The 12,922-nt window shown below is 58.9% G+C and carries 12 protein-coding genes; 3 read left to right on the forward strand and 9 right to left on the reverse strand.

The genetic code is table 11. From position 1 onward, the window contains the following. Positions 1-78 precede the first annotated feature (78 nt). Positions 79-1,227 carry an efflux RND transporter periplasmic adaptor subunit gene (locus ACMDB8_RS22235; RefSeq protein WP_056726122.1) on the forward strand — a complete coding sequence of 383 codons (1,149 nt, stop codon included), beginning with the start codon at positions 79-81 and terminating at the stop codon, positions 1,225-1,227. Positions 1,228-1,240: 13 nt separating this feature from the next. Beyond that, positions 1,241-4,267 (forward strand): multidrug efflux RND transporter permease subunit, encoded by a 3,027-nt coding sequence (locus tag ACMDB8_RS22240; RefSeq protein WP_409078392.1) that lies wholly within the window; start codon positions 1,241-1,243, stop codon positions 4,265-4,267. A gap of 111 nt (positions 4,268-4,378) precedes the next feature. Here ACMDB8_RS22240 and ACMDB8_RS22245 read toward each other — a convergent pair whose 3' ends face one another. The 5 genes from ACMDB8_RS22245 to colR all read right to left on the reverse strand — a co-directional run bounded on the left by ACMDB8_RS22245 (position 4,379) and on the right by colR (position 8,097). Continuing rightward, a complete protein-coding gene (locus ACMDB8_RS22245; RefSeq protein ID WP_015096670.1) occupies positions 4,379-4,606 on the reverse strand; it encodes a hypothetical protein in 228 nt (75 codons plus the stop codon). Positions 4,607-4,608: 2 nt separating this feature from the next. Continuing rightward, positions 4,609-5,322, reverse strand: coding sequence for a lipopolysaccharide kinase InaA family protein (locus tag ACMDB8_RS22250; protein WP_056726124.1), 714 nt, complete (start codon positions 5,320-5,322; stop codon positions 4,609-4,611). A 4-nt stretch (positions 5,323-5,326) separates the two neighbouring features. Continuing rightward, a complete protein-coding gene (locus ACMDB8_RS22255) occupies positions 5,327-5,995 on the reverse strand; it encodes a class I SAM-dependent methyltransferase (RefSeq protein WP_056726125.1) in 669 nt (222 codons plus the stop codon). A 154-nt stretch (positions 5,996-6,149) separates the two neighbouring features. Beyond that, positions 6,150-7,424 carry a sensor histidine kinase gene (locus ACMDB8_RS22260; protein ID WP_223541154.1) on the reverse strand — a complete coding sequence of 425 codons (1,275 nt, stop codon included), beginning with the start codon at positions 7,422-7,424 and terminating at the stop codon, positions 6,150-6,152. Continuing rightward, positions 7,414-8,097, reverse strand: coding sequence for a two-component system response regulator ColR (gene colR / locus ACMDB8_RS22265; RefSeq protein WP_007985839.1), 684 nt, complete (start codon positions 8,095-8,097; stop codon positions 7,414-7,416). Before colR ends, ACMDB8_RS22260 begins: the two co-directional genes overlap by 11 nt. Before the next feature lie 218 nt (positions 8,098-8,315). Here colR and ACMDB8_RS22270 point away from each other — a divergent pair, with 218 nt between their 5' ends. Continuing rightward, positions 8,316-9,059 (forward strand): phosphatase PAP2 family protein, encoded by a 744-nt coding sequence (locus ACMDB8_RS22270; protein WP_056726127.1) that lies wholly within the window; start codon positions 8,316-8,318, stop codon positions 9,057-9,059. A gap of 230 nt (positions 9,060-9,289) precedes the next feature. Here ACMDB8_RS22270 and groL read toward each other — a convergent pair whose 3' ends face one another. The 4 genes from groL to ACMDB8_RS22290 all read right to left on the reverse strand — a co-directional run bounded on the left by groL (position 9,290) and on the right by ACMDB8_RS22290 (position 12,802). Further along, complete coding sequence (groL, locus tag ACMDB8_RS22275) at positions 9,290-10,936, reverse strand: chaperonin GroEL (protein WP_008053540.1); 1,647 nt, start codon at positions 10,934-10,936, stop codon at positions 9,290-9,292. Between the two features lie 49 nt (positions 10,937-10,985). After that, a complete protein-coding gene (locus tag ACMDB8_RS22280; protein ID WP_056726128.1) occupies positions 10,986-11,279 on the reverse strand; it encodes a co-chaperone GroES in 294 nt (97 codons plus the stop codon). A 248-nt stretch (positions 11,280-11,527) separates the two neighbouring features. Continuing rightward, positions 11,528-12,004 (reverse strand): FxsA family protein, encoded by a 477-nt coding sequence (locus ACMDB8_RS22285; RefSeq protein WP_056726129.1) that lies wholly within the window; start codon positions 12,002-12,004, stop codon positions 11,528-11,530. 66 nt (positions 12,005-12,070) lie between these two features. Beyond that, positions 12,071-12,802: a HugZ family protein gene (locus ACMDB8_RS22290; RefSeq protein WP_056726130.1), complete on the reverse strand. Its 732-nt coding sequence runs from the start codon at positions 12,800-12,802 to the stop codon at positions 12,071-12,073. Positions 12,803-12,922: the final 120 nt, after the last annotated feature.

Here is a 12,922-nt window from a genome sequence, read left to right on the forward strand (position 1 = left end):
AACGGCAGTTGGATTACCCTCTACACTCCCGGTAATGTGCCCCACTGTCTCGCCTGATTTTCTCCAAGGAACTGGAATATGCTGCGTCGCCGCATGCTGATCATGTTGGGTGTTGTTCTGCTGATTGTGCTGGTCCTGGCTGCGTACAAAGCCTTCTCGATCTACACGATGGTTCAAGGCTTCTCTGCACCCAGACCGGCTATCAGCGTTGCCGTGGCCACCGCCACCGAGCGCCCATGGCAAGCCCGACTGCCTACCGTCGGCACGCTCAAGGCATTGCAGGGCGTGGACCTGAGCCTGGAGACCGATGGCACCGTTATCGATGTCCAGTTCGAGTCAGGGCAGAAGGTCAAGGCCGGTCAACCCATCGTCCGGCTCGACAGCGCCGTGGAAAGCGCCCTGCTCGAAACCGCCCTGGCCGACCTCGGGCTCGCCCAGCTGGACTACAACCGTGGCAGCCAGCTGGTGGGCAGCCAGGCGATTTCCAAAGGCGAGTTCGACCGACTCTCGGCGGTCCTGAAAAAGAGCAGGGCCACGGTTAATCAGCTCAAGGCGGCGCTCGAGAAAAAACGCATCATCGCGCCGTTCAGCGGCACCATCGGCATTCGTCAGGTGGACGTCGGCGACTATGTGGCCAGCGGCACCATGATTGCCACCCTGCAAGACCTCAGTAGCCTGTATGTCGACTTTTTCGTGCCCGAGCAGTCGGTGCCGAAGATTGCGCTCGGCCAGCCGGTGCAGGTCATTGTCGCGGCGTATCCGACCCTGGAGTACCCCGGCACCATCAGTGCAATCAACCCTAAAGTCGAGAACAGCACCCGTAACGTGCAGGTCCGCGCCACTCTGGCCAACCCTGACGGCAAGTTGATGCCAGGCATGTTCGCCAACCTCCAGGTACTCCTGCCCGACCCGCAGCCGCGCATCGTGGTGCCGGAAAGCGCAATTACTTACACGCTCTACGGCAACTCCGTGTATGTGGCCGTGCCCAAGAAGGCTGAGGATGGCAGCCTGGTTAAGGACGACAAGGGCCAACCGGTGCTGATCGCCGAACGGCGTTTTGTCGAGACCGGCGAACGCCGTGATGGGCAAGTGATGATCACCAAAGGCGTGCAGAGCGGCGAGAAAGTAGTGACCGCCGGCCAGCTCAAGCTGGATAACGGCTCACGCGTTGCCATCAGCGACGACAAGACCCTCACCGGGCAGAACAGCCCGCGACGCGCGGACTGATCAAGGAATTCCCATGGCTTTTACCGACCCGTTCATCCGCCGTCCGGTACTCGCTACCGTGGTCAGCCTGTTGATCGTGCTGCTGGGCTTCCAGGCCTGGAGCAAGCTGCCGCTACGCCAATACCCGCAGATGGAAAACGCCCTGATCACGGTGACCACCGCCTACCCCGGGGCCAACGCCGAGACCATCCAGGGCTACATCACCCAACCGATGCAGCAAAGCCTGGCCAGCGCCGAGGGCATCGACTACATGACCTCGGTCAGTCGCCAGAACTTCTCGGTGATCTCGATCTACGCGCGCGTCGGCGCCAACAGCGACCGTCTGTTTACCGAACTGCTGGCCAAGGCCAACGAGGTCAAGAACCAGCTGCCCCAGGACGCTGAAGACCCGGTACTGAGTAAAGAGTCTGCCGATGCGTCAGTGCTGATGTACATCAGCTACTTCAGCAAGGAGTTGAGCAACCCGCAGATTACCGATTACCTGTCACGGGTGATCCAGCCCAAGCTGGCGACCTTGCCCGGCATGGCCGAAGCCGAGATCCTCGGTAACCAGGTGTTTGCCATGCGCCTGTGGCTGGACCCGATGAAGCTGGCGGGTTTCGGCCTCAGTGCCAGCGATGTGACCAACGCGGTGCGCCAGTACAACTTCCTCTCGGCCGCCGGCGAGGTGAAGGGCGAATACGTGGTCACCAGCATCAATGCCAATACCGAACTCAAGTCCGCCGAAGCCTTCGGGACGATTCCACTCAAGGTCGATGGCGACAGCCGTGTGCTGCTGCGGGATGTGGCGCGCGTGGAAATGGGTGCGGAAAACTACGACTCCATCAGCTCGTTCGGTGGCACCCCTTCGGTGTACATCGGCATCAAGGCGACGCCCGGCGCTAACCCTCTGGAAGTGATCAAGGAAGTGCGCAAGATCATGCCGGACCTGGAGGCCCAGCTACCGCCGAACCTGAAGGGTGAAATCGCCTACGACGCCACCCTGTTCATCCAGGCCTCGATCGACGAAGTGGTGAAGACCCTGTTCGAAGCGGTACTGATCGTGATCGTGGTGGTGTTCCTGTTCCTTGGCGCCCTGCGCTCGGTGGTGATCCCGGTGGTGACCATCCCGCTGTCGATGATCGGCGTGATGTTCTTCATGCAGATGATGGGGTACTCGATCAACCTGCTCACCCTGCTGGCGATGGTATTGGCCATCGGTTTGGTGGTAGATGACGCCATCGTGGTGGTGGAAAACATTCACCGTCACATCGAGGAAGGCAAGACACCGCTCGAGGCTGCCGTTGAAGGCGCCCGGGAAATCGCCATGCCGGTGGTTTCGATGACCATCACCCTGGCGGCGGTGTATGCACCGATCGGTTTCCTGACCGGCCTGACCGGGGCGCTGTTCAAGGAGTTCGCCCTGACCCTGGCCGGCGCGGTGGTGATTTCCGGTATCGTCGCCCTGACCCTGTCGCCGATGATGTGTGCGTTTCTGCTGCGTCACGACGAGAACCCCAGCGGCCTGGCCCATCGCCTGGACATGATTTTCGAAAGCCTCAAGCGCCGCTACCAGAGCCTGCTTCACGGCACCCTCAACACCCGGCCTGTGGTGCTGGTGTTTGCCGTAATCGTGTTGTGCCTGATTCCGGTCCTTCTCAAATTCACCAAATCGGAACTGGCACCGGATGAGGACCAGGGCATCATTTTCATGATTGCCAACGCCCCGCAGCCGACCAACCTCGACTACCTGAACACCTACACCGACGAGTTCGTCTCGATTTTCAAGGCGTTTCCCGAGTACTACTCGTCGTTCCAGATCAACGGTTTCAGCGGCGTGCAATCGGGCATCGGCGGTTTCCTGCTCAAGCCATGGGACGATCGCAGTCGCACGCAAATGGCGATCCTGCCCGAGGTGCAGGCCAAACTGGAAAAGATCCCGGGGCTGCAGATTTTCGGCTTCAACCTGCCGTCACTGCCGGGCACCGGCGAAGGCTTGCCGTTCCAGTTCGTCATCAACTCCTCCAACGATTACGAATTGCTGCTGCAAGTGGTCGACCGGGTAAAAAAACGCGCGAAGGAGTCCGGCAAGTTTGCGTTTGTCCACGTTGACCTGGCCTTCGACAAACCGGAAGTGGTGGTGGATATCGACCGCGCCAAGGCTGCGCAGATGGGGGTTTCCATGCAGGATCTGGGGGGAACCCTGGCGACCCTGCTCGGCGAAGGCGAGATCAACCGATTCACCATTGAGGGTCGCAGCTACAAGGTCATTGCCCAGGTCGAGCGGCCGTTCCGTGACAATCCGGACTGGCTGAACAATTACTACGTGAAGAACACCAAGGGTGAACTGTTGGCGTTGTCGACCCTGATCACCGTCAGCGACCGCGCTCGACCGAGACAGCTGAACCAGTTCCAGCAACTCAACTCGGCCATCCTGTCCGGCGTACCGCTGGTGAGCATGGGGGAAGCCATCGACCTGGTGCGCCAGATCGCCCGGGAAGAGGCACCCGCCGGCTTTGCCTTCGACTACGCTGGCGCATCGAGGCAGTACGTACAGGAGGGCAGCGCCCTGTGGGTTACCTTTGCCCTGGCACTGGCGATCATTTTCCTGGTGCTGGCGGCCCAGTTCGAAAGTTTCCGCGACCCGCTGGTGATCCTGGTCACCGTGCCACTGTCTATCTGCGGCGCATTGATTCCGCTGTTCCTGGGTTGGTCGAGCATGAATATCTATACCCAGGTAGGGCTGGTGACCTTGATCGGGCTGATCAGCAAGCACGGCATCCTGATCGTCGAGTTCGCCAACCAGCTACGCAAGGACAAGGGCCTGACAGCGCGCGAAGCGGTAGAGGAAGCGGCAGCCATCCGGTTGCGTCCGGTCCTGATGACCACCGCGGCGATGGTGTTCGGCATGGTGCCATTGATCATCGCGAGCGGTGCTGGCGCGGTCAGCCGGTTCGACATCGGCACGGTCATCGCGACGGGCATGTCGATCGGCACGTTGTTCACACTGTTTGTGTTGCCCTGCGTCTACACCTTGGTGGCCAAACCCGATAAGCGCTGAAACAGATGTATCTGCAGGCTCGCTCCCACATTGATTCCTGTTGTATTGAAAATCAGGACAATAAAAAAAAGGCCTCGCATAGCGAGGCCTTTCATTTTGGCTTCAATCGGTTCAACTCTGCGGCCTCAATCCCTGAGAGAGTCCGAACATGAACAGCAACAAGTCATGATCGGGTCGAGTGGCCACGGATGCCTTGGCAACCCGTGGCAACGGACAATGTTCTTCTGCGCTTATCGAGCTGAGAACCTGGGGGCGTGGTTGCTCCCAGGTTGCCATCGCGATCGATGCAACTGCCAAGGCTCCTACCAGAAACAAACCTCGTGCAATTTCGAGTTTCATCGCTATAAACCCTTGATAGCGCTGCCAAACGCCGTCTCATAAAAGTAGATGAGCTTTTTCCAGTCTGCGTCGCTGAACGACGAATGGCGACGCAATTGCTTGATGTCATGGACTGCTGCGCGATAGGCCGTTAAACGCTTGCGGCACTTCTCCAGATCGATCAGGGCAACTTCGACCCTGGCCATCTCGTCCTCACCGGTCACACGAACGAATACGTGCTTGTCGTAAAGGCAACCATGCTGCCAGCGGCCCTTGTGCATGCGGGCCAGGTTTTCAGCCAGGTCCTTGAGCACTCGTTCGTTTATAACTTCACCATGACGCTCGCGACCGCCACCGGCGTACCAGCGATCAATTTCCACGAAGCCGTCCAGCGACTTGGTGACCAGCAAGGCACGCCATTTGTGTACGGGATCGCGCTGTGCGCCACAGAAAACGATTTCCGGAACCCGTACGCCAAGCTCGGTCACACCGATGAGCGCAGCATGCTCGCGCAGTACCGTAGGCCGCCCGAAAGGGTGCTGCAAGCTACGATGGATATGCCCGGTCTGGCGCTTGACGTAGAGCAGTTGACCATCACTGCCCATCAGGCGTTGAACACCGCTTTCCCCGCCGCGACGGACATTGGGTTCTTCTACCCATTCACCGCGCTGATTCCAGAAATGATCGAAGCGGTCCTGGGGAACGACTTCCGTTTCTGCTGCACACTGCACTGCCATCCTGTTACCTCTTGCGTAATACGTAAACTCGCCACATGGCATAGAGCGGCAAAAAGTCCAGTTGTTCCTGGATCCGGAAACCCGCCTGCTCAAATTCCTTCTCTACGGTAGCGGCCGGTAACACAAACCGGTTTTGGTAACCTTCCTGCCCACGGGTTTTCTCCGAACGCTTGCGTTTCCAGGCCTTGAAGTTGCCATCGACCCACAGCGAAAGGATCACGCTGTCACGGGAAACCCGCTCGAATTCACGCAAAATAGCCATGCGATGCCCGGCTTCACCGATGTGGTGGAGCAAGCGCATGCAAAAGATGCTGTCGACGGCGTTATCCGGCAAGGCGATGTCGAATGCGGATGTGTGCAAGGGTTGTACCCGTTTCACCACATCGGCAGGTTGCGCCTGGGTTGCGATCTTGAGCATGGACTGCGAGTTATCGGCGCCGATGATCACACGGTTGGATTTTTCCGCCAACAAGGGCCAGAAACGCCCTGCACCACAAGGCAAATCGAGGACCAGACCAGGCTCGCCAACCAGGGCCAGCGCCTTGCGCGCCAGTTGTTCGTCACGCCAGTGGGACAATCGACGGCCGAGACCTTCCTGGTGTTTGCGCAAATAGCGTTGCGCGTGTTGATCGTCGTACTTTTCCGAGAAATCGAGCTTGATCGGGCCGTCCATCATCAGGTCTCCTGAACTTCTGATAGCAGCTACCTTAGATTTTGTAGTGTCAGTGACTGGTCATCCATTTGTGAAAATATCGTTATGGGAAACCCTGAAGTATTACAGGGTTTTACGGAAATGACAGGGTTTGCTGGACGCCTGACTTAACAGATCAAGTTCGGGACAGCTCCACCTGAAAACGGCAGCCACTGGGCTCCATGGTTGTCAGGCTGACGTTCCAACCCTGGTTTTCACAGATCCGCTGCACCAGTGAAAGCCCCAGGCCCAAGCCTTCCCCGCGCTTTTCAGTGCCCCGAACGAAGGGTTCGAACATCGCCTCGCGTTTTTCCTCGGGAATGCCCACACCGCTGTCTTCGACCAGAAATCCGGTGCCCGTCAGGCTCAGGCGAATGAAGCCCCGCTCGGTATAGTGCAAGGCGTTGCGCAGCAAGTTACCCATCACCGCGTGCAGGAGCGTCGCATTGTAGCCATTGGCCTCGGGGTTGCCCGGTTCGAAGATCAGCTTCAACCCTTTGCTTTCAATGGGCTCGCGCCACAGACCGACCAGGCCCTCGGCTACCTGGCCCAGGGACTGCTGCGGCGACATGCTGGCGTCTTCGCGCTGGGCACGGGCGAGCATCAGGAAGGTTTGCACCAGCTCACGCATTTCTTCACAGGCCCGGGCAATGCGCTCGACCTGGGCGCGACCGCGCTGATCGAGCCCCGGGTTTTCCAGCAACAACTCGCAGGAACTGGCCAGGATCATCAGGGGCGTACGCAATTCGTGGCTGACGTCGCTGGTGAACAACCGCTCGCGGGTCAGGGCCTGACGCAAGCGCCCGAGGGTGGCATCGAACGCCACGGCCAGTTCGCCCACTTCGTCGGCGGCATAATCCGGAGCCAAGGGAGGAGCCAAACCCAGCAGTTGATCGCGATGGCGTACCTGGCGGGCCAGCCGCACCACCGGCGCCATGACCTTGCGCGCCAGCACCCAGCCAAGAAACACCGCCAGTGCCAGGCTTAGCACGAATCCCACCAGTACCACGGCAAACAGCACCCGTTCACGCTCTTCGAAGTCGCTCTGGTCCTGCAACAGCACGTAACGTCGGCCGTCGACGATTTCGACCATGGCGTGGTACGACAGGTTTTCACGGAACACTTCGTGGAAACCCGGCTCCAGGTGCCGCAAATCCTTGGGCAACCTGAAATCGCCTGGCCCGTTGCTGAAGTAGAACAATTGGTCCGGTTCGGGACGATGACTCCAGTCCGTGACATTGTCCATCAGCAGCAGGCGCTGTAAATCGCCACCCAGACCGGCCGAAATCAGTTTTTCTTCCACCAGGTGTACGGTCGCCACGATGCCCATGGCAAAGGCGCCCGCCACCAGTGCGCTCATCAGCGCAAAGGCAATGATGATGCGTTGGGCAAGGCTCTGCTTAAACTCCATCACGGCCCTCGGCCAGGCGATACCCCACACCGTGCACGGTTTGCAGCAATGGCTTGGCGAACGGCTTGTCGATCACCTGGCGCAGTTGGTGGACATGACTGCGCAGGCTGTCGCTGTCCGGGCAGTCGTCGCCCCAGAGCGCTTCTTCAAGAATTTCACGACGCAACACATGAGGGCTTTTCTGCATCAACACGGCCAGCAACTTCAGCCCGACCGGGTTGAGTTTCAGCAACCGGCCTTCGCGAGTGACTTCCAGGGTGTCGAGGTCGTAGCTCAGGTCGCCGACCTGCAAGGTCCGCCGCCCGCCGCCCTGGGTTCGGCGCATGACCGCCTCGATACGCGCTGCCAGTTCCGACAGGGCGAACGGTTTTATCAGGTAGTCATCGGCACCCGACTTGAAGCCTTGCAGACGGTCATCCAGCTGATCGCGGGCGGTGAGCATGATCACCGGTGTTTCGCGGCGGGCATCCTCGCGCAGGCGCTTGCACAGGGTGTAGCCATCGATGCCGGGCAGCATGATATCGAGTACGATCAAATCGTAGTGCTCGGTGGCCGCCAGATGCAGGCCCGACAGACCATCCTGAGCGCAATCCACGGTATAGCCTTTGAGCCCCAGGTAATCGGCCAGGTTGGCCAGGATATCGCGGTTGTCTTCAACCAATAGAATTCGCATGGGTATCTCTCCGTCCACAGTAACGGCCGTCGTGGCCCGCGCAGCTTAAGGCGAAGTTCAGCTCACGGCTAGGACTGAGTGAAGCGCAAAAGCGTGGAAATTGACCGACTACAGCCTTAACAAGTTTTTCACCCGCGATTCACACACTGGCGACAGAATCGGGTTCAAACTCCGCGCGGCTGCGCATTTGAGAACATTTCACTGATCAAGGAACTAGCATGGTTTCGACCCTTGCCCGCCCTACCCCTCGTCCGCTCAATTTCCGGGTGTGCCTTGGAGTCCCCGCCGTAGCAGCGATCATTCTGGTATTGCTCGAATTGACCAGTCTGGACATGGACCTGGCCAAACTGTTTTACGACCCGGTAGCCGGGCAATTCATTGGCCGCCACAGTTACTTTCTCGAGGACATCCTCCACGATCGCGCCAAGCAACTGGTCATCGCCTTCTCGGTGTTTGCCATCTTCGGCTACATCGCGTCGTTCTTCATGGCCAGGCTCAAACCGTTCAAGCGGGAACTGGGTTGCCTGGTGCTGTCCTTGGGCCTGGCGACTTCGTTTGTCACGCCCATGAAAGCGGTGACCGCGGTGCAATGCCCATGGAGCCTCGAGCAATTCGGCGGTCACGAGACCTACAGCGAACTGTTGAGCCCTCGCCCGCACACCGAAAAACCGGGGCGTTGCTGGCCCGGCGGCCATGCGGCCACCGGCTTCACCCTGTTTGCCCTGTTTTTCGTACTGCGTGACCGTCGCCCGCGCATGGCTCGCGCAGCGTTTGTCTTCGCCTTCGCCCTCGGCTCGGTGTTCTCCATCGGGCGAATGATGCAGGGCGCACACTTCTTCTCGCACAACGTGTGGACGGCGGTGTTCTGCTGGCTGATCTGTTTGGGGTCGTATTACTACGTTCTGTACCGACCGGCGTTGAAGGCTGAACGCGGGACCACCGCAGAACCTGTCGGCGCCTGATCTGACGTCATCGCGGGCAAGCCACGCTCCCACAGGATTTATGCAGTTCCTTGTGGGAGCGGGCTTGCTCGCGAAAGCGGAATGTCATTCAGCATCTATGTCGACTGACACACTGCCTTCGCGAGCAAGCCCGCTCCCACAATGGATCGATGTGAACATTGAAATCCGGGCAATAAAAAACCCCGCCGGCTTTCGCAGGCGGGGTTTTTTCGTACAGGGGTAAGGCTGGCTTACATCATGCCGCCCATGCCGCCCATACCACCCATGTCTGGCATACCGCCACCAGCACCGCCGTCTTTCTTCGGTGCATCAGCAACAGCAGCTTCGGTGGTCAGGATCAGACCGCCGATCGACGATGCAGCTTGCAGAGCCGAACGGGTAACCTTGGTTGGGTCCAGGATGCCCATTTCGATCATGTCGCCGTATTCGCCAGTCGCAGCGTTGTAACCGAAGTTACCTTTGCCGTTCTTGACTTCGTTGACCACAACGCTTGGCTCGTCACCGCTGTTGGCAGCGATCTGACGCAGCGGTGCTTCAACGGCACGGCGCAGAACAGCGATACCTACGTCCTGATCAGCGTTGTCGCCTTTCAGATCGTTCAGGGTTTGCAGAGCGCGGATCAGCGCAACGCCACCGCCAGGTACCACGCCTTCTTCAACGGCTGCACGGGTAGCGTGCAGGGCGTCTTCAACGCGGGCTTTCTTCTCTTTCATTTCGACTTCGGAACCAGCGCCAACCTTGATCACTGCAACGCCGCCGGACAGCTTGGCCAGACGCTCTTGCAGTTTTTCACGGTCGTAGTCCGAGGAGGTTTCGGCAACCTGGGCACGGATCTGAGCAATGCGGGACTCGATGTCGCCTGCTACGCCAGCACCGTCAACGATGATGGTGTTTTCCTTGGAGATGGTCACGCGCTTGGCGCTGCCCAGGTTTTCCAGGGTGGCTGCTTCCAGGCTCAGGCCGATCTCTTCGGAGATAACGGTACCGCCGGTCAGAACGGCGATGTCCTGCAGCATGGCCTTGCGGCGGTCGCCGAAGCCTGGAGCCTTGACGGCTGCGACTTTAACAATGCCACGCATGTTGTTCACGACCAGAGTCGCCAGGGCTTCGCCTTCAACGTCTTCGGAAACGATCAGCAGTGGACGACCGGCTTTGGCAACGGCTTCCAGCACTGGCAGCATTTCGCGGATGTTCGAGATCTTTTTGTCGACCAGCAGAACCAGCGGGTTGTCCAGCTCGGCAACCATGGTTTCCGGCTTGTTGACGAAGTACGGGGACAGGTAGCCACGGTCGAACTGCATGCCTTCTACAACCGACAGTTCGTTTTCCAGGCCAGTGCCTTCTTCAACGGTGATCACGCCTTCTTTACCGACTTTTTCCATGGCTTCGGCAATGATGTCGCCGATGGAGTTGTCGGAGTTGGCCGAGATGGTGCCAACCTGAGCGATTGCCTTGGTGTCAGCGCATGGCTTGGACAGGTTTTTCAGCTCTTTGACGATGGCGATGGTCGCCTTGTCGATGCCGCGCTTCAGATCCATCGGGTTCATGCCGGCAGCGACGGCTTTCAGGCCTTCGTTGACGATCGACTGAGCCAGAACGGTAGCGGTGGTAGTACCGTCACCAGCGTCATCGTTCGCACGGGAGGCAACGTCTTTGACCAGCTGCGCGCCCATGTTTTCGAAACGGTCTTCGAGTTCGATTTCTTTGGCGACGGAAACGCCGTCCTTGGTGATGGTCGGAGCGCCGAAGCTCTTCTCGATGATCACGTTACGGCCTTTCGGGCCCAGGGTCGCTTTTACCGCGTCAGCCAGGACGTTGACGCCTTTGAGCATTTTCTTGCGGGCGGAATCGCCAAACAGAACTTCTTTAGCAGCCATGATCGATATTCCTTAAATACTTTGAAGTAGCGGGAAAATGAGCGGGTAATCAGCCTTCGATAACAGCGAGGATTTCGTTCTCGCTCATTACCAGCAGGTCTTCGCCGTCGATTTTCACAGTGTTGCTGCCGGAGTAAGGACCGAACACAACCTTGTCGCCCACTTTCACGGACAGTGCACGCACTTCACCGCTTTCCAGTGCTTTGCCTGGGCCTACAGCGAGGATTTCGCCGCTGTTGGCTTTTTCAGCAGCCGAACCTGGCAGGACGATACCGCCAGCGGTTTTCTTTTCTTCTTCGCTGCGACGGATGACGACGCGGTCATGCAGAGGACGAAGCTTCATTGTCGATCTCTCCTAATTGTGGTTTTCATCGGCCGGTGTAGTCCCGGCGGGTTTAACAAAGTCCGGCGGCGCCGGGTGCGGTTCGTCAAGCGAACCGCGGAAGTCTGTCTGGCGTGATCGCCAGAAACCTTGCGGTGACCGTTACATAAGGGCGCATAAGCTTATTACAAGGGCGGAGTTCGAAAAATTTTCTGTTCGCTGCCCCGCAAACGGACACGGCACCCGCAGGTGCCGTGTCGATGTGCGTATTACTTGGTATCGCGGTGTTCGAACTCGCCTTCGATCACGTTGGGCTCACGGCCCAGCGGTTCGCGAGGCACCGGGCCGCCACGGGCCTGGAGATCGTCGGCGAACGCTCGCTGACGCAGCGCCTGCTCTTCGGCGCGCTGGCGCATTTTATTGGCCAGCAGGCGACGGCTGAACGGCAACAGCATGAACAGGCCGATCACATCGCTGATGAAACCCGGAAGAATCAGCAGGCCACCGGCCAATGCCAGCATCAGGCCTTCGAGCATGGTCTGGGCCGGCAGTTCGCCGCGGCTCAGGCTTTCACGGGCACGCAGTGCCGTGGCCAGGCCAGCTATACGCAGCACAAACACGCCGAACATCGAGCCGAGAATGATCAGCAGCAGGGCCGGGAAAAACCCGATGGACCCTGCCACCTTGACGAATACGAACAGCTCCAACACCGGGAACAGCAGAAAGAGCAACAAAAAAGGGCGCATCAAATGGTTCCTCAACGCAAGAATGCCTTGCCAGTTCACCTTAGATGACGTCGCCGTTTCGTGAATTCAAGCGTCGGCCACTTCATTTTTCGGCCAATGATCGGCGTGGGCCAGAGAAACCAAGGCTTCGCGAACTTGTGTCGGCGTATTACAAGACGCTTGAAACGGCAACCAGTACAGACTTTGACCGATACGCAGGTGCATGCCTTCGGTATCGATACCGACCATTTGCGCCGGCACGTTTTTCGGCAGCCCGGCCAGATCGACGTAATGGGCGATGGCCTTGGCGTGATCGGCGTTCATGTGCTCGACCATGCTCACTTCGGCCTTGCCGGCGAACGGGTTGGCCAGGGTCAGCTCGTTGACCCAATGAATCGCGCCAAAACCGCCGATGTATCGGTGGCGTACAGGCTCGAGCACCCAGAAATCGAAATCGTGGGCCTTGTGATAACCCTGCGACTCCGGGAAGTAGCGGTAGTAACGCTCGGAAGCAGCCTCGATGGCGGCTTCGTCTTCGAGTTGATGCGCCTCGGCCAGGTAAGTCAGTCGACCAACGGCCTGGACATCTTCGGCGCCACGTTCGCCGACAAAGAGCGAGCATTTCCGATCTTTTTGCAGGTTATGCGTGTGCTGGGCGATACGGCTGATCAGGATCAGCGGCCGGCCCTGCTCGTCCAGGCAGTAAGGAACCACGGAGCCAAACGGAAAACCGGGCATCGATTTGGAGTGCGTCGAGAGCACCCCACGGTATTCCTTGAGGAGCAATTCTCGTGCATGCTTAGCCGCTTCAACGCTCAATTTATGACTCCTTAAATAGAATCCGTCAGAAAAACGGACGAGCTGCTGGTGAAAGTCCCAGCACGCCATCGGGGCAGTTCTCATGTGCAGCCGGGCCACGTCAGGCGCAGATCGAGAGGC

The sequence above is a fragment of the Pseudomonas monachiensis genome (assembly GCF_047345015.1).
Taxonomy (GTDB): Bacteria; Pseudomonadota; Gammaproteobacteria; order Pseudomonadales; family Pseudomonadaceae; genus Aquipseudomonas; species Aquipseudomonas monachiensis.

What these genes read in the sequence shown, in the direction of transcription:
- ACMDB8_RS22235 (WP_056726122.1), top strand. Translation starts at nt 79, where the DNA reads ATGCTGCGTCGCCGCATGCTGATCATGTTGGGTGTTGTTCTGCTGATT.
- ACMDB8_RS22240 (WP_409078392.1), top strand. Translation starts at nt 1,241, where the DNA reads ATGGCTTTTACCGACCCGTTCATCCGCCGTCCGGTACTCGCTACCGTG.
- ACMDB8_RS22245 (WP_015096670.1), bottom strand. Translation starts at nt 4,606, where the DNA reads ATGAAACTCGAAATTGCACGAGGTTTGTTTCTGGTAGGAGCCTTGGCA.
- ACMDB8_RS22250 (WP_056726124.1), bottom strand. Translation starts at nt 5,322, where the DNA reads ATGGCAGTGCAGTGTGCAGCAGAAACGGAAGTCGTTCCCCAGGACCGC.
- ACMDB8_RS22255 (WP_056726125.1), bottom strand. Translation starts at nt 5,995, where the DNA reads ATGGACGGCCCGATCAAGCTCGATTTCTCGGAAAAGTACGACGATCAA.
- ACMDB8_RS22260 (WP_223541154.1), bottom strand. Translation starts at nt 7,424, where the DNA reads ATGGAGTTTAAGCAGAGCCTTGCCCAACGCATCATCATTGCCTTTGCG.
- colR (WP_007985839.1), bottom strand. Translation starts at nt 8,097, where the DNA reads ATGCGAATTCTATTGGTTGAAGACAACCGCGATATCCTGGCCAACCTG.
- ACMDB8_RS22270 (WP_056726127.1), top strand. Translation starts at nt 8,316, where the DNA reads ATGGTTTCGACCCTTGCCCGCCCTACCCCTCGTCCGCTCAATTTCCGG.
- groL (WP_008053540.1), bottom strand. Translation starts at nt 10,936, where the DNA reads ATGGCTGCTAAAGAAGTTCTGTTTGGCGATTCCGCCCGCAAGAAAATG.
- ACMDB8_RS22280 (WP_056726128.1), bottom strand. Translation starts at nt 11,279, where the DNA reads ATGAAGCTTCGTCCTCTGCATGACCGCGTCGTCATCCGTCGCAGCGAA.
- ACMDB8_RS22285 (WP_056726129.1), bottom strand. Translation starts at nt 12,004, where the DNA reads ATGCGCCCTTTTTTGTTGCTCTTTCTGCTGTTCCCGGTGTTGGAGCTG.